Annotated in this window: 11 protein-coding genes; 8 read left to right on the top strand and 3 right to left on the bottom strand. The window is 69.6% G+C overall.

Features of this window, described 5'->3' with window-relative positions; genetic code table 11:
* The first annotated feature begins 9 nt into the window (after positions 1–9).
* The 4 genes from ACWDVW_RS28765 to araA all read left to right on the top strand — a co-directional run bounded on the left by ACWDVW_RS28765 (position 10) and on the right by araA (position 5208).
* Positions 10–1551, top strand: coding sequence for a sugar ABC transporter ATP-binding protein (locus ACWDVW_RS28765; RefSeq protein ID WP_396746819.1), 1542 nt, complete (start codon positions 10–12; stop codon positions 1549–1551).
* Between the two features lie 76 nt (positions 1552–1627).
* A complete protein-coding gene (locus ACWDVW_RS28760) occupies positions 1628–2692 on the top strand; it encodes an ABC transporter permease (RefSeq protein WP_396746816.1) in 1065 nt (354 codons plus the stop codon).
* A complete protein-coding gene (gene yjfF / locus ACWDVW_RS28755) occupies positions 2689–3678 on the top strand; it encodes a galactofuranose ABC transporter, permease protein YjfF (protein WP_396746813.1) in 990 nt (329 codons plus the stop codon). Before ACWDVW_RS28760 ends, yjfF begins: the two co-directional genes overlap by 4 nt.
* Before the next feature lie 27 nt (positions 3679–3705).
* Positions 3706–5208, top strand: a complete 1503-nt coding sequence (gene araA / locus ACWDVW_RS28750) for an L-arabinose isomerase (protein ID WP_449955001.1) — start codon at positions 3706–3708, stop codon at positions 5206–5208.
* Between the two features lie 94 nt (positions 5209–5302).
* Here araA and pip read toward each other — a convergent pair whose 3' ends face one another.
* Positions 5303–6271, bottom strand: a complete 969-nt coding sequence (gene pip, locus ACWDVW_RS28745; protein WP_449954999.1) for a prolyl aminopeptidase — start codon at positions 6269–6271, stop codon at positions 5303–5305.
* A gap of 43 nt (positions 6272–6314) precedes the next feature.
* On the opposite strand from pip, the gene ACWDVW_RS28740 reads away from it, so the two are divergent.
* The 3 genes from ACWDVW_RS28740 (at position 6315) to ACWDVW_RS28730 (ending at position 10695) form a co-directional block, all read left to right on the top strand.
* A complete protein-coding gene (locus ACWDVW_RS28740; RefSeq protein WP_449954996.1) occupies positions 6315–6869 on the top strand; it encodes a MarR family winged helix-turn-helix transcriptional regulator in 555 nt (184 codons plus the stop codon).
* Positions 6870–7202: 333 nt separating this feature from the next.
* On the top strand, positions 7203–9293 hold the full coding sequence (locus tag ACWDVW_RS28735; RefSeq protein WP_449954994.1) for a family 43 glycosylhydrolase: 2091 nt from the start codon (positions 7203–7205) through the stop codon (positions 9291–9293).
* 412 nt (positions 9294–9705) lie between these two features.
* Entirely contained in the window at positions 9706–10695 is a 990-nt protein-coding gene (locus tag ACWDVW_RS28730; protein WP_350696862.1) for a LacI family DNA-binding transcriptional regulator, read from the top strand.
* Between the two features lie 77 nt (positions 10696–10772).
* On the opposite strand, the gene ACWDVW_RS28725 is transcribed toward ACWDVW_RS28730, so the two are convergent.
* Both ACWDVW_RS28725 and ACWDVW_RS28720 read right to left on the bottom strand, forming a co-directional pair.
* A complete protein-coding gene (locus ACWDVW_RS28725; protein WP_449954991.1) occupies positions 10773–12155 on the bottom strand; it encodes an endo-1,4-beta-xylanase in 1383 nt (460 codons plus the stop codon).
* 605 nt (positions 12156–12760) lie between these two features.
* Entirely contained in the window at positions 12761–14119 is a 1359-nt protein-coding gene (locus ACWDVW_RS28720; protein ID WP_449954989.1) for an extracellular catalytic domain type 1 short-chain-length polyhydroxyalkanoate depolymerase, read from the bottom strand.
* 626 nt (positions 14120–14745) lie between these two features.
* On the opposite strand from ACWDVW_RS28720, the gene ACWDVW_RS28715 reads away from it, so the two are divergent.
* The gene (locus ACWDVW_RS28715) at positions 14746–17001 is read left to right on the top strand and encodes an alpha-L-fucosidase (protein ID WP_449954985.1); all 2256 of its coding nucleotides are present in this window, start codon (positions 14746–14748) and stop codon (positions 16999–17001) included.
* Positions 17002–17070 lie beyond the last annotated feature (69 nt).

Below are 17070 nucleotides of genomic sequence, written 5' to 3'. Positions count from 1 at the left end.
TCTGATGGGATGACGGATAGCCGTCCGGTCCTGACGATGACCGGGATCAGCAAGTCCTTTCCCGGGGTGCGCGCACTCCACAACGTCGACTTCCGGCTCTTCCCCGGCGAGGTGCACGCCCTGATGGGCGAGAACGGCGCCGGCAAGTCGACCCTGATCAAAGTGTTGACCGGCGTCTACGGCATCGACGAGGGCACCATCACCCTGGGCGACGAGCAGGTCGCCTTCAGCGGGCCGATGCAGGCCGCCTCGGCCGGCGTCAGCACCGTCTACCAGGAGGTCAACCTCTGCCCCAACCTCTCGGTGGCGGAGAACATCTTCATCGGCCGGGAGCCGCGCCGCTTCGGCGCCGTCCACTGGGGCGAGGTCCGGCGACGGGCCCGGGAATTGCTGACCCGCCTGGATCTCGACATCGACGTCACCGCGCCGGTCGCGAGCTTCTCGCTGGCCGTGCAGCAGATGGTGGCGATCGCCCGGGCGATCGACGTGCAGGCCCGGGTGCTCATCCTCGACGAGCCCACGTCCAGCCTGGACGCCGGTGAGGTGGCACAGCTCTTCCGGATCATGCGGCAGTTGCGCGACGAGGGCATCGCCATCCTCTTCGTCACCCACTTCCTCGACCAGGTCTACGGCATCGCCGACCGGATCACCGTGCTGCGCAACGGCACGCTGGTGGGGGAGTACCCGACCGCCGAGCTGCCGCAGCTCGCGCTGGTGGAGAAGATGATCGGCAAGGAACTCGACGTCCTCGAACGCATCGAGGAGCACCCCCGGCGGGAGCTGGCGGTCCTGGAGGGCGGCACGCCCTTCGTCGAGGTGTCCGACCTCGGGCGCAAGGGCGCGGTGGCCCCGTTCAGCCTGACCATCCACGCCGGCGAGGTGGTCGGCCTGGCCGGCCTGCTCGGCTCCGGCCGTACCGAGGTGGCCCGGCTGTTGTTCGGCGCGGACCGCGCCGACCGGGGCCAGGTGGCGGTCAGCGGCGACGCGACCGGCCTGCGTAACCCGGTGCAGGCCATCGACCACGGCATCGGGTTCTGCTCGGAGAACCGCCGCGCGGAGGGGATCATCGGCGACCTGTCGGTCCGGGAGAACATGATCCTGGCCATGCAGGCGGCCCGTGGCTGGCTGCGGCCCATCCCGCGGCGCCGACAGGACGAACTGGTCGACAAGTACATCAAGGCGTTGAGCATCCGCCCGCCCAACCCCGAGGTGCCGGTGCGCAACCTCTCCGGCGGTAACCAGCAGAAGGTGCTGCTGGCCCGGTGGCTGATCACCGAGCCCCGGCTGCTCATCCTGGACGAGCCGACCCGTGGCATCGACATCGGCGCCAAGGCGGAGATCCAGAAGTTGGTCGTCCAGCTCTCCGACGGCGGAATGGCGGTGCTGTTCATCTCCGCCGAGCTGGAGGAGGTGCTGCGACTCAGCCACAAGATCGCGGTCATGCGGGACCGGGAGATGGTCGCGCACCTGACCAACGACGACACGGTGGACGCCGACCGGGTCATGCAGACCATCGCCAGCGGTACCCAGCGGGATGAGGTGTCGTCATGAGCGAGCGGAGCGAGCGAATCGTCGGGCTCAGTGCGGTGGTGCCTCATGGCGGCACGGAGCGGAGCGGAGTGTCGTCATGAGCGAGCGGATCAAGCCCCTTCTCGGGCACCGGCTGTTCTGGCCGATCGCCGTCCTGGTGGTGATGCTGGCGGCGAACACGATCTATCGCCCCGGCTTCCTGTCGATCGAGATGAACAACGGCCACCTGTACGGCACCCCGATCGACATCCTCCGGTTGAGCGCGCCGCTGATCCTGGTCGCGCTCGGCATGACGCTGGTCATCTCCACCGGCGGCATCGACCTCTCGGTCGGGTCGATCTGCGCCATCAGCGGTGCCATCGCCTGCCTGCACATCAGTCAGGCGCCGGACCAGAACAGCTTCGTCACGGTGGCGACCGCGCTGGCGATGGCGCTCGGGGTGGCGCTGGTCCTCGGTGCCTGGAACGGCGTACTGGTCTCGGTGATCGGTATCCAGCCGATCATCGCCACGCTGATCCTGATGGTGGCCGGTCGCGGACTGGCGCAGCTCATCACCGAGGGCCAGATCATCACGATCAACTCCGGGCCGTACCGGGCGATCGGCCTGGGCCACTTCCTCACCCTGCCGTTGGCGATCTTCATCGCGTTGGGCGCGGCGCTGCTGGTCGCGGCCTTCACCCGCCGTACCGCGCTCGGCATGATCATCGAGTCGGTGGGCGGCAACCGGGAGGCCAGCCGGTTGGCCGGCATCCGGTCGGGCCGGATCGTCTTCCTGGTCTACGTGGTCAGCGCGGCCTGCGCGGCGGTCGCCGGCTTCATGATGACGGCCAACGTGTCCAGTGCCGACGGCAACGCCGCCGGCCTCTGGGTGGAGCTGGACGCCATCCTCGCGGTCGTCATCGGGGGCACCGCGCTGGCCGGCGGGCGGTTCTATCTCAGCGGCACCATTCTCGGGGCGCTGATCATCCAGACGCTCACCACCACGGTGTACGCCATGAACATCTCGCCGCAGACGGCCCTGCTGTTCAAGGCGGTCGTCGTGATCGCGGTCTGCCTCATCCAGGCTCCGGCGTTCCGCGCCAAGTTCAACCGCCGCAAGCGCGGCACCCCACCCCCGCCGGCCCCGACGCCGCAGCGCCAGAAGGAGGAGGCTTCGGCATGAGCAGTACGTCGTTGACCACCGGGCCGAGCTGGGCACGGCTGCCCCGGCGGCACGTGCCGGTGCTGGCCACGCTGGCCCTGCTGCTGGTCATGTACGCCATCGGCGTGTCCCAGTACCGGGCTTTCTCCAACGTCCAGGTCATCTTCAACGTCTTCATCGACAACGGTTTCCTCCTCGTCGTCGCGGTGGGGATGACCTTCGTGATCCTCACCGGCGGCATCGACCTCTCCGTGGGGTCGGTGGTCGCGATGACGGCGATGGTCTCGGCGTGGCTGCTCCAGTCCGGCCTGCCCGCGTTGTTGGTGCTGGTCATCGCGTTGCTCATCGGGCCGGCGCTCGGGTTCCTGATGGGCTGTGCGATCCACTTCTTCGACATCCAGCCGTTCATCGTGACACTCGCCGGGATGTTCTTCGCCCGGGGCATGTGTACGTTCATCAGTGACTCGTCGATCCGTATCACCGACGGTTTCTGGACCACGATGGCGCAGTACCGGATCGGCAATCCGGGCGGCAACTTCGTCTCGGTGAGTGTGCTGGTCGCGTTTGCGGTGGTGCTCATCGGCGCGTACGTGCTGGCGTACACCCGGTTGGGTCGCAACGTGTACGCCATCGGCGGCAACCCGCAGTCGGCGTTGCTGATGGGGCTGCCGGTGGGGCGGACCCGGATCGCGGTCTACACGATCAGTGGCCTGTGTTCGGCGATCGGCGGGATCCTGCTCTCGTTCTACACGCTCTCCGGGGCACCGTTGATCGGGATCGGGATGGAGCTCGACGTGATCGCTGCCGTGGTGATCGGTGGCACGGTGCTCACCGGCGGATCGGGGTACGTCTTCGGCACGGTACTCGGTGTGCTGGTGCTCGGCGTGATCCAGACGCTGATCACTTTCGACGGTAGCCTCAACTCCTGGTGGACCAAGATCGTTATTGGCGGTCTGCTCTTCGCGTTCATCCTGCTCCAGCGCCTCATCGGCATCCGCTACAAGTGACCGCCCCTCTCGCGGAAGGCAACTCCCATGGCAACGCATCCTGAACCCGAGGTCTGGTTCCTCACCGGAAGCCAGGCGATGTACGGCGAGGACACCCTCCGGCAGGTGGCCGAGCAGTCCCGTCAGATCGCCGCACTGCTCGACGACTCGCCGCACATCCCGGCCCGGGTGGTCTGGAAGCCGGTGCTGACCACCAGCGCGGACATCCTGGAGGTCTGTCGGGACGCCGCGGTGCAGGGTGCGGTCGGGGTCATCGCGTGGATGCACACCTTCTCGCCTGCGAAGATGTGGATCTCGGGTCTGGACGCGCTGCGCACACCGTTGCTGCACCTGCACACCCAGGCCAACGTCCGGCTGCCCTGGGACGAGATCGACATGGACTTCATGAACCTGAACCAGGCCGCCCACGGCGACCGGGAGTTCGGCTTCATCCAGACCCGGCTCGGGGTGGCCCGCAAGACCGTCGCCGGTCACGTCAGCGACCCGCGTGTGGTCACCCGCGTCGGCTCGTGGACCCGGGCGGCGATCGGCTGGTCGGCGATGCGTTCGCTGCGCCTGGCGCGGTTCGGCGACAACATGCGCGACGTCGCGGTGACCGAGGGGGACAAGGTCGAGGCGGAGTTGCGCTTCGGCGTCTCGGTGAACACCTACGGGGTCAACGACCTGGTGCGGGTGGTCGACGAGGTCGCCGACGCGCAGATCGACGACCTGGTCAAGGAGTACGACGACACCTTCCGGGTCGCCGCCGAGCTGCGTCCCGGCGGTGAGCGGCACGACTCGCTGCGGTACGCCGCACGGCTGGAACTGGGGATGCGGACCTTCCTGGACGCGGGCGGGTTCCGGGCCTTCACCACGAACTTCGAGGACCTCGGCGGACTGCGTCAACTGCCCGGCATCGCGGTGCAGCGGCTGATGGCCGACGGCTACGGCTTCGGCGGCGAGGGCGACTGGAAGACCTCGGTGCTGGTCCACACGCTCAAGGCGATGTCGGCCGGCGCGCAGGGCGGCACCTCGTTCATGGAGGACTACACCTACGACCTCACGCCGGGCGAGGAGCTGATTCTCGGCGCGCACATGCTGGAGGTGTGCCCGACGATCGCTGCGGACAAGCCGAACGTGGAGATCCACCCGCTCAGCATCGGCGGTCGCGAGGATCCGGTCCGGTTGGTCTTCGACGCCGAGCCGGGACCGGCGGTGGTGCTCGGCCTGGCGGACATGGGGGAGCGGTTCCGCCTGGTCGCCAACGAGGTGGACGTGGTGCCCCCGCCGCACCCGCTGCGGCGGTTGCCGGTGGCCCGGGCGGTCTGGCGGCCCCGCCCGCACCTGGCCGGGTCGGCCGAGGCGTGGATCACCGCCGGCGCCCCGCACCACACCGTGCTCTCGCACGCGGTGGGCGTGGAGGAGCTGCACGACCTCGCCGAGATGAGCCGCACCGAGCTGGTCGTCATCGACGCGAACACCGAGTCTCGCCGGTTCGCCGACGAGTTGCGCTGGAACCAGGCGTACTACCGCCTCGCCCGGGGCTTCTGACCGCGGCATCCGCGGTGCGTCGGTGCCGCCCGTCCGGTGGGCGGCACCGACGCACGCGCCCGGGTCCCCGCATCCCCCGTGGTGCGGGTCGGGTCTAGGTGCGTGCCATCGTGTCCGCCGCCTCGGACAGGACGCGCCGCATGGTCTCGCTGCCGGTGTGCCCCGCGTCCCCGACGACGTGCAGGCGTGCCTCGGGCCACGCCTGCGCGATCTCCCACGGTGTGATCGCCGGTCCGCTCACGTCGTTACGACCGTGCACCAGCACACCCGGGATGCCGGCCAGCTTCGGGACGTTGCGCAGGATCTCGCCGTCGGCGAGGAACGCGCCGTTGCCGAAGTAGTGCGCGCAGATCCGGGTCATGGTGAGCCGCTGTCGTAGCTCCCCGGCGGAGTACTGGCCGGGTCTGCCGTTGTTCTCCTCGGAGATGAGCGCGTCCTCCCACGCGCACCATTCCTCGGCCGCCCGTTCGCGTACCGCCGGGTCCGGGTCGGCGAGGAGTTGGCCGTAGCGCAGCAGGACCGGTTCGATCGGTGGTTGGCTGTCGGTCGGCAGCGCGTAGCCCGGCAGGCCCGCGTGGGCGACGAATCGTTGCCACGCCTCGGGGAAGAACCGCCCGCCTCCCCGGTACAGCCAGTCCACCTCGGACCGTCGGGTCATGGTCACCGCGACGAGCACCATGCCGCGTACCCGATCGGGATGGTGCGTCGCGTACGCCAGCGCGAGCGTCGCGCCCCACGACCCGCCGTACACCACCCAGCGGGCGATGCCGAGGTGCTCGCGCAACCGCTCGATGTCGGCGACGAGATGGGCGGTGGTGTTGGCGCGCAGATCGGTGCTCGGGTCGGCCGCCGACGGTGTGCTGCGCCCGCAGTTGCGCTGGTCGAAGAGCACGACGCGGAACCGCTCCGGGTCGAGCGCCCGGCGGTGCCGGGTCGTGCTGCCGCTGCCGGGACCGCCGTGCAGGACGACGGCGGGGACGCCCTCGGGGTTGCCACTGACCTCCCAGTAGACCTGGTTGCCGTCGCCGACGTCGAGCATCCCGGTGTCGTACGGCTCGATCATGGTGCGCTCCTCACGATCTGACAGCGCTGTTACAGTACCCGCCATGGCAACCCCCGATCCCGGGCCCGGCGTCCTCGGCACGAGACTCGCGACGCTCATGGAGCTGCTCGACGGCGGCATCGGCCAGGTGTACGCCGAGATCGGCCTTCCCGGTCTGCGCGCGCGGTTCGCGCCGGTGCTCCTGGTGGTGGCCGACGACGGGCCGTGCTCGATCCGGGCCGTCGCGACGGCGATCGACGTGACCCATTCGGCGGCCAGCCAGACGGTCGCCGCGATGGCGCGTGCCGGGCTCGTGGAGACGGTCCCCGGCCGCGACGCGCGCACCAGGATGGTCACGCTCACCGACGAGGGGCGGCGGGTCCTGCCGGCGTTGCGGGCCGAGGTCGCCGCCACCACCATGGCGACCCGCGAGCTGGAGACCGAGCTGTCGATGCCGTTGCACGTGCTCGTGGACGAGGCGCTGGCCGCGCTCGCCCGACGCCCGATGCGTGACCGGATCATCGCCGCCGACCCTGGCCTGCTCGGTGTTCGGGGCGGGGGCGCCGGGACGGGCGGTCGCCGCCCGGACGGCCCGCCGGACCCGCCGCCTCGACGGTGATCGGCGCGATCCCTGCCGCCACACCGCCCGGCGTGGACGACACCTCCGCGCCACCCCGTCGGGCGGCGTCCTCGTCGTGTCCGGGTGCGTGATCCGGCCCCGCGCAAGTCGTCGGTGTTACGTCTTGACTAAGGATCTGTTATCGCTCACAGTCGATAGTGAAGACGGACGATATCTGCGGCCGACCGGGCCAGGCGCGTTCCGCTTCGTAGCAAACGATCACGACGCCGCACGTGGGCACGGCGGCGGTTGTTAGCGATCACACCACGCGGGACGCATCTACCCCGCGACCGTCCCCTGTGGTCGCTCCACTCTCTTCTCCCAAGGAGGATCATGGGTACCTTCGAGGTCCCCCGCGTCGTTCCGCGTCGGCGTGGGTGGTTGTCCCGGGCCGTCGCGGCGGTGGCGGCGGTCGTGGTGGGCGGCACGCTGGTGGCGGTGGCACCCTCGCCGGCAGCGGCGGCGACGGTCGACACCAACGCGTGGTACGTGCTGGTCAACCGCAACAGCGGCAAGGCCCTGGACGTCTACAACCTGGCCACGAACGACGGAGCGCGGATCACCCAGTGGACGCGCAACAACGGCAACCAACAGCAGTGGCAGTTCGTCGACTCCGGTGGCGGCTACTACCGGCTGAAGTCCCGGCACTCGGGCAAGGTGCTCGACGTCTACAACTTCTCCACCGCCAACGGCGCGTCCATCGTGCAGTGGAGCGACGGCAACGGCACCAACCAGCAGTTCCGGCTGGCCGACTCCGACGGCGGGTACGTCCGGCTGATCAACCGCAACAGCAACAAGGCGATGGAGGTGCAGAGCGCGTCCACCGCCGACGGCGGCAACATCGTCCAGTACGACGACTGGGGCGGCACCAACCAGCAGTGGCAACTGGTGCGCGTCGGTGACACCGGCAACCCGGGCACCCCCGGCGGCAACTTCACCAACCCGGTGGTCTGGCAGGACTTCGCCGACGTCGACATCATCCGCGTCGGCGACGTCTACTACATGTCCGCCTCGACCATGCACTACTCGCCCGGCGCGCCGGTGCTGCGCTCGTACGACCTGGTGAACTGGGAGTTCGCCGGACACTCCGTGCCCCGGCTGGACTTCGGCACCAAGTACGACATGGCCAGCGGCCAGCACGCGTACGTCGACGGGATCTGGGCCTCGACGCTGAACTACCGACCCAGCAACCGGACGTACTACTGGGCCGGCTGCATCGACTTCGCCCAGACCCACATCTACACCGCCTCCGCCGTGGACGGCACCTGGAGCCGGCACACCACCATCCCCAACTGCTACTACGACGCCGGCATGCTGATCGACGACAACGACACCATGTACGTCGCGTACGGCAACGGCACCATCAGCGTGGCGCAGCTCTCCGCCGACGGGCGTACCCAGGTGCGGGCCCAGCAGGTCTACCAGACGCCGTCGAGCATCGGCACGCTGGAGGGCGCCCGCTTCTACAAGCGCAACGGCGCCTACTACATCTGGCTGACCCGTCCGGCCAACGGCCAGTACGTGCTCAAGTCGACCAACGGTCCGTTCGGCCCGTACGAGCAGCGACAGGTGCTGCTCAACATGCAGGGGCCCATCTCCGGCGGTGGCGTGCCGCACCAGGGCGGACTGGTGCAGACCCAGACCGGTGCCTGGTACTACATGGCGTTCACCGACGCGTACCCGGGCGGCCGGATGCCGACGCTGGCGCCGATCACCTGGACCGCCGACGGCTGGCCGCAGGTGCAGACGGTCAACGGCGCCTGGGGCGTGAACTACCCCAACCCGCTGCCGCTGCGACCGCTCAAGCCGCTCACCGGGGTGGACACGTTCGCCGGTACCCAACTCGGCGTGCAGTGGGAGTGGAACCACAACCCCGATACCAGCCGGTTCTCGGTGAACAACGGACTGCGCCTGCAGACCGCCACCGTCACCAACGACCTCTATCGGGCCCGCAACACCGTCACGCACCGTATCCAGGGGCCCACCTCGACCGCGACGGTCGAGCTGGACTACTCGGCGATGCGCGACGGGGACCGCACCGGCCTGGCCATGCTGCGGGACAACTCGGCCTGGATCGGGGTACGCCGCGACAACGGCGCGACCCGGGTGGTGATGACCAACGGCCTGACCATGGGCAGCAACAACTGGAACACCACGAGCACCGGCACCGAGATCGCCAGTGCCGCGGTCTCCGGCGGCCGGATCTGGCTACGGGCCAACGCGGACATCAGACCCGGCTCCGGGCGGCAGGCGCGCTTCTCGTACAGCACCGACGGGGTCACCTTCGTCTCGCTGGGCAACGCCCTGACGCTCAACAACAACTGGACGTTCTTCATGGGGTACCGGTTCGGCATCTTCAACTTCGCCACCAGCGCTCTGGGTGGTGCGGTGACGGTGCGACGCTTCGAGTTGGCCACGCCCTGACCTCGATGTCAGGTCGCCCTCGGGGCGGGTGCGGCGCGTACCTCCGACCGCGCCGCCCGCCGGTACGGACGGTCACCGCGCTCCGGTGACCGAGGGGGTGGTGCCCGGCGACCGGCCGGGCACCACCCGCGTCCCGGCACAGCACGTCGTACGGGATCCCCGGTGTACGCCGTCGACCGGGTCGGATGCCGAAGCCCTCGGCGCGACGCGGACTCGGCCCACGGCCTGGCACCGATCGGGATCGGCGCTGACGTAGACTGTGCGTGATCGAGCGCTCTCCACTCGGACGGCACGGGCCGGTGTGGGTACCGCGAGAGGGGATCTTTGTACCCTAGCCGTTCCAGTCAGCGTCGACCGGTCTCGGCGCCGACCGACATGCGGGGAGTCTGAGATGGCCGTACGCGATCCTGCGATGACGGACGTGGCTCGCCTCGCTGGTGTCTCGCACCAGACGGTGTCACGAGTGCTCAACGGCCACCCGAACGTCCGCGAACAGACCCGACTGCGGGTCCAGGCGGCCATCGCCGAGCTCGGTTACCGCCCCAACCGGGCGGCGCGCGCGTTGGTCACCGGTCGTTCGCAGGTGATCGGGGTGGTCGCCCAGAACACCACCCTCTACGGTCCGGCATCGCTGCTCACCGCGCTGGAACAGGTCGCCGCCGAGTCCGGCTTCGCGGTCAGCGTGGGCAGCGTGCGGGACCTCGACCACCGGTCCATCTCGGCGGCGGTGGAGCGACACCTGGCCCACCGGGTCGCCGGCATCGTGGTGATCGCGCCGGTGGAGTCGGCCGGCGAGGCGTTGGAGCGCCTGCCGAAGGACGTTCCGCTGGTCACCGTCGACGGTGACCCGCGCCGACCGATGCCGCTGGTGACGGTGGACCAGGCCGCCGGTGCCCGGGCCGCCACCCAGCACCTGCTCGAAGCCGGGCACCGTACGGTGTGGCACGTCTCCGGCCCGTCCGACTGGTTCGACAGCGCGGGCCGGATCGAGGGCTGGCGGGAGGCCCTGCTCGCGGCCGGGGCGGAGATCCCGCCGCTGGTGCCGGCGGACTGGTCCGCCGCCGCCGGTTACCGGTGCGGGCAGATGTTGGCCCGGATGCCCGACGTCACCGCGGTCTTCACCGCCAACGACCACCTCGCGCTCGGCGTGCTGCGGGCGTTGCACGAGCACGGCCGCCGGGTGCCGGACGACATCAGCGTGGTCGGTTTCGACGACGTGCCGGAGGCCGCGTACTTCATCCCGCCGCTGACCACCGTGCGACCGGACTTCGACGCGGTGGCCCGGGCCAGCCTGGAGATGCTGCTCACCCAGATCGAGTCGGCCAGTGGGGGCGCGTTGCGGGAGACCGTCGCGCCGACCCTGGTCTCCCGGCAGAGCGTCGGTAAGCCGCCGGCCCGCTGAGGCGGTCCGGCGCGTACCCATCGGACAGACAGGGTCCGGCCCGGCGATGCCGGACCGGACCCGCTGCCGGTGGGTGGTCAGCTCGCCGTGCAGGTGGGGGTGCCGGACGGGCCCGTTCCGGTGCCCTGGAAGCCGAACTCGGTGCTGCCACCGGCGCCGACCTGACCGTTGTAGCTGACGTTGGCGAAGTTCACCGTGCCGCTGCTGCCGCTGGCCTGGGCGTTCCAGGTGCCGGTGACCGCGGTCCCGCCGGGCAGCGCGACCCGCACCGACCAGCCACGGATCGCGGAGTTGCCGGCGGTGACCTTGACGGTGGCCACGAAGCCGCCGTTCCACGAGTTCAGCGACACCGAGGCGGCGCATCCGCCGCCGGTGGGCGGGGTGGTGGTCGGTGGGGTGGTGGTCGGCGGCGGGGTGGTCGGGTTCGGGGTGACGCTGTTCAGCGCGTTGAGCACCGACTGGTACGCCGGCTTCTTGTTCCCGTTGGCGTCGAACAGCAACGGGTTCTCGTTGCGCCGCCACGAGTCGTTGTCCCGTACGCCCCACACCGTGATGCCGTTGCAGCGGGCCACCGCCAGGCAGGCGCGGGTGACTCGCTCGTAGATGCTCGCCTGGTTGGACCCCTGGGCCACGTCCAACTCGGTGATCTGCACGTCGACGCCCAGGTCGGCGAAGCGTTGCAGGTTGGCCTGGTAGTCGCTGGCCAGACCGGTGCCCAGGTGGGACTGGAAGCCCACGCAGTCGATCGGCACGCCACGGGCCTTGAAGTCGCGCACCATGTTGTAGATGCCGGTCGACTTCGCGTTGACCCCGTCGGTGTTGTAGTCGTTGTAGCAGAGCTTGGCGCCCGGGTCGGCGGCCCGTGCGGTCCGGAACGCGACCTCGATCCAGTCGTTGCCGGTGCGCTGGAGGTTGGAGTCACGCCGGCCGCCGCCACCGCCGTCGGCGAACGCCTCGTTCACCACGTCCCAGGAGTGGATCTGGCCCCGGAAGTGGCCGGCGACCCGGGTGATGTGGTTGGTCATGGCGTTGCGCAGTGCGGTGCCGGAGAGGTTCTGCGCCCAGCCCGGCTGCTGGGCGTGCCAGACCAGGGCGTGTCCGCGTACCGACATGCCGTTGGCGCGGGCGTGCGCGACGAGCCGGTCGGCACCGGTGTAGTTGAAGACGTTCTGCTGCGGTTCGGTGGCGTCCCACTTCATCTCGTTCTCGGCCACGATGGAGTTGAACTCGCGGTTGAGGATCGTGGTGTGCTGGCTGTTCGAGAACATGAACGAGCTGGTGGCGGCGCCGAAGTAGCGACCGCTCTGGGCCGCTGCCGCGCCGAGTGTGCTGGCGGCGGCGTTGGCCGCCGGGGCGACCAGCACGGTGGGAGCGACCAGCGCGGCGCCCGCCGCGAGGGCCAGCAGCAGGGTACGCGGTCGGATCACCGGGCCCCTGTCGTCGGTGGATCTGCGATTCATGACAGACCTCTCTGGTGGTGGTCGGAACGCCTCTCGGTCCGTGTGACGAACGAGCGGCGACCACACCCGGGGGGCGGCCATGGCACGACCCGTCGGGTGCTGGTGTGATCGGTGGTGTTCGCACGCGCGCGGGTGACCCGGCCGTCATGAGCGGGATCGGTGCTGCCTGCGCGGTCCAGGCGGCCCGGTCCACATCAGGTGGCCGGCGCGCGACGCCGTGGCGGCGGACCCGGACAGGTCACCGGCGGATGCTGAGATCGGCTGGCGTGCCCTGCCGGCCGGGTCGGTGACCTCGAAGGAGCGTGCCCTGCACCCCTCGACCGGAAGTTAGCATGTTATCGATAACACGCTCAAGTGACAGTGGTAAATACGCGACGGTCGCCTGTTCGGGCGGCGTCCGCTCGGGCACTGGGCGTGATGCGGGTGAGCACGAGCACAACGAGCGGGCCCGGTGCCGCGGGCGCGGATGGCGCGCCTGCGGCACCGGGCCGCGTACTCGGTGACGGCCGGGTCGCCGTCGGGTGTCGATCAGATCCGGGTGCCACCACCGGTCGACGTCGCCGCGCCCGTGTCGTGGCGTGAGCGGGGCCGCCGACCGACGTCGCTCACTGGCAGCCGAGCCCGTTGAGGGTGAAGCCGGTGGGTGGGTTGTTGGTGCCGCTGTGGGTGGCCTGGAAACCGAAGCTGACGCTCTGGTTGCCGGGGATCGTGGCGTTCCAGGCGACGTTGCGCGCGGTCGCCTGGCTGCCGCTCTGGGTCACCGTGGCGTTCCACGCGCTGGTGACCTGCTGGCCGTTCGGCCAGGTCCACTGCAACGTCCAGCCGTTGACCGGGTTGGGGGTGTTGTTGGTGACGGTCAGCGTGGCGACGAGACCGTTGTTCCACGAGTCGGCCGAGTACTGCACGCGGCAGGTCGTGGCACCCGGCGGCGGGGTGGTCGGCGGCGGAGTGGTGGGTGGCGGGGTCGTGGGCGGTGGAGTGGTGGGCGGCGGCGTGGTCGGGGGCGGCGTGGTGGGCGGGGGGGTGGAGCTCAGGCCGAAGAAGTCGATGGCGACCCGGGCCATGCCCGTCGACGGCAGGGTGTGCCCGGCGCCCTGGATGCTGTACGCCTCGACCTGGACGGTGCCGGAGGAGTTGGCGAACCGGCGTCGGTTCCAGTTGGCCTGCGGGGTGTCCGAGGACGTCGGCGTCTGGCTCAACCCGAAGACGTTGGTCCACTGCTCGACCGCCTCCTGTAGGAGCTGGAACGGGATGAGCGTGTCGTTGGTCCCGTGCCAGAGCTGGATGCGGGGACGCGGACCGCTGTAGCCGGGGTACGCCTGCCGCACCGCGTCGCCCCACTGCTGCGGGGTGCGGTCCATCCGGCCGTTGACGCACTGGCTGTTGGTCGGCGGGAAGTCGGCGGCGTTGGCGAAGCAGTTGAACGGCACGCCCATGAAGGCCGCGCCGGCCTTGAACACGTCCGGGTAGAGGGCGAGCAGGGCCTGGGTGGCCATGCCGCCGGAGGAACTGCCGGTGGCGTAGACCCGCTGCGGGTCGCCGCCGTACTGGCGCTGGGCGTAGCCGACCATCGACATGATGGAGACCGGGTCGCTGCCGCCGTCGCGGCGCTTCGAGGCGGCCGACCACACGTCGAAGCAGTTGCCGAAGCCGGCCTGCTGGGTCGCGGTGGGATAGATGACCAGGAAGCCGTACTGGTCGGCGAGCCGGGCGAACTCGCTGCTGGAATAGAAGCCGGTGCCGGAGCCGCCGCAGCCGTGCATGGCGACCACGATCGGCGGATTGGCCGGCCGGTTGTCCGGCGCGTAGATGTGCATCCGCATGTTGCCCGGGTTGTTGCCGAAGCTGGTCACCTCGACCAGCGACGCGGCGACGGCCGGTGACGGGGACAGGGCCACGCCCGCCACGGCGAGGAGTAACGCGGTGGCCAGGGATGCCAGCAGCCCGGCTCTCGTTCGGGTCATGTTCACCTCCGGTGATAGGGGTCGACGCCGGAACCCGGGCACGGTGGACGTCGGGTCAGCCGACATCGACCGGGGGACGGGGACCGGGCGTCGCGATGCGGGAGGTGCTGCCCTGCGGAGGGGATCCGCTCACCTCGCCGTGACGATGACACTTTCGTGCCGATTCGCGGCTCGCGCGCAAGCCAAAGTATGGAGTCGCGCCGAGAGCGCCAGCAACACGATGAGATTGATCGATATTTTCGGCCGGCTGCTGGTCGTGCCGGGGAGACCCGTCGCCGGGTGGGCGGGCGCGAAACACGCTAGCAACATCAGGGTCATCGATGTTAGCGTTCGCAGGCGGTGGCGATGTGCCGGTGTGGCCATGGTCGATCACCGCCATGTGATCGCCAACATCGCATTGGTCGGATGTCACGGGGTCCGCCGGTTCGTCGGCCGGAGCGGACCGTCGTCACCGACCCGTCATTGATATGACGAATCACCGTCCATGCTGCCCCGTTGCTGGACGAAATCCCGGCAGAAAGCGGATATTGAGGCGTTGACGGTGTGTGCCGACAACGCCTAACGTCTGATGTCTAAGGTGCGTTAGCGCCACCACCCCACACCGTCCGTGTTTTGGAGGGGTCTCCATGTCCCGTCCCCCGATCACCCGTCGTTCGCTGTTGGCCGCCGTCGGCGCGGGTGGGGCTGCCGCCGCTCTCGGCGGCGTCGTTCGCCCACTGCCGTCCCTCGCCGCGATCCCCGGCCCGTCCAACTACTCCGAGACCTGGGCGTCGGTGGGGCAGCATCCCGCCGCGGCTGAGTGGTTCCAGGACGCCAAGTTCGGCATCTACTACCACTGGGGGGCGTTCAGCGTCCCCGCGTACGCCAACGAGTGGTACCCGCGCAACATGTACAACCCCGGCTCGAACGAGAACAACCACCACCGCACGACGTACGGCGATCCGTCGGTCTGGCCGTACCACAACTTCATCAACGGGGCGAACGACCGATCCGGCCGCTTCGTGCAGTTCGCGCCCCGGTTGCGGTCGGCCGGTGGCAACTTCGACCCCGCCGAGTGGGCCCAGTTGTTCGTCGACGCCGGGGCGCGCTTCGCCGGCCCGGTGGCGGAACACCACGACGGCTTCTCGATGTGGAACAGCCAGGTCAACGAGTGGAACTCGGTGGCGCGCGGACCACGCCTGGACCTGCTGCGGCTACACACCGAGGCGATCCGGGCCCGGGGACTCAAGGTCATGGTCGCGATGCACCACGCCTTCAACTTCACCGGCTTCTACCAGTGGGCGCCGCAGCAGTCCGACCCCAGCCTGCGCAAGCTGTACGGGCAGTTGGGCACCGCCGCGCAGGAGCAGCTCTGGTACGACAAGCTCCGCGAGGTGATCGACCAGGCCCGGCCGGACATCATCTGGCAGGACTTCGACCTGCGCCGGATCAGCGACGCGCAGCGACTGCGTTTCCTGGCGTACTACTACAACCGCGCGGTGGCCTGGGACAAGGAGGTCGTCGCCACCTACAAGGACGGCCTGGAACTCGGCGGCGCGGTCTACGACTACGAGCGCGGCGGACCCGCCGAGCTGCGCGAACCCTACTGGCTGACCGACGACAGCATCAGCAGCTCCAGTTGGTGCTACACGGTGGGGATCGGCTACTACTCGCTCAACCAGATGCTGCACTCGCTGATCGACCGGGTCAGCAAGAACGGCAACATGGTGCTCAACATCGCGCCGATGGCGGACGGCACCATCCCCTCCGGCCAGCGCACCATCCTGCTCGGCATCGGCGACTACCTTCGTCGTTTCGGCGAGTCCGTCTACGCCACCCGGGCCTGGACCACCTTCGGTGAGGGACCGACCCGGATGGGCGGCGGCTACTTCGTCGCGCCGGTGGTCGGCACGGCCCAGGACATCCGGTTCACCCGCAGCAAGGACAACCGGGTGCTGTACGCGACCATCCTCGGCTGGCCGGGCAGCTCGGTCACCATCACCACGCTCGCCTCGGGTCGCATCAACCTCAGCTCGCTGGTCGGCGTCCAACTCCTCGGCTCGACCGCCGGCAGCTACGTCAACCTGCCCACGCGTACCCAGGACGCCACCGGACTGCGGATCACCATGCCGTCGGCCGGCGCGCCGTTCAGCGCGTCCGCGTACGTGGTGAAGCTGACCTTCAGTGGGCCGATCCCGACCCTCGGCGGCGGCCCCAGCGTCTCACCCCCGGTCAGCGTCTACGCGCACACCGGCTACGAGGGCGGCGTCAGCCTCTCGGTGGGCAGCTACACGGCGGCCCAGCTCCAGGCGGCCGGCATCGGTCTGCGCACCATCTCGTCGGTCCGGGTCACCGCGGGCCATCAGCTCGTGGGCTACGCCAACGACAACTTCTCGGGCACCAGCTGGACGTTCAGCAGCGACAACAGCGACCTGCGCACCACCGGCAACAACGACGCCATCGCGTCGCTACGGGTGACCTTCAACCCGACCACCTACCAGCGGATCACGAACGTGACCAACGGTCTGGCACTGGACAGCGGCGGCAGCGTCGGTTCCGGCTCACCGCTGAAGCAGTGGAGCTGGGACGGCAGCACCAACCTGCAGTGGCAGCTCGTCGACCTGGGCACCGGCTACCACCGGATCGTCAACCGCACCAACGGCATGGTCATCGACGGTTTCGGCCAGACCGCCAACGGCGCCGCCGCCCAGCAGGCGCCGTGGAACGGCGGCACCAACCAACAGTGGCAGCTCACCGACCAGGGCAACCGGCGGTACCGGATCACCAACCGGACGACCGGGCTGGTGCTCGACGGCGGTGGTCAGGTCGCCTCCGGCTCGACGGTCAAGCAGTGGAGCTGGGACGGCAGCACGAACCTGCTGTGGACCGTGAGCGCGGTCTGATCACACCTTTCCCCGTCGGACGTCTGTCGCCGTGACCCGAGTGGTTGCGGCGACAGACGTCCGACGACA

It is taken from the genome of Micromonospora sp. NPDC003241 (genome assembly GCF_053589795.1).
The sequence above is the reverse complement of the archived record's forward strand: the minus strand, read 5'-3'. Positions and strand labels throughout refer to the sequence as shown.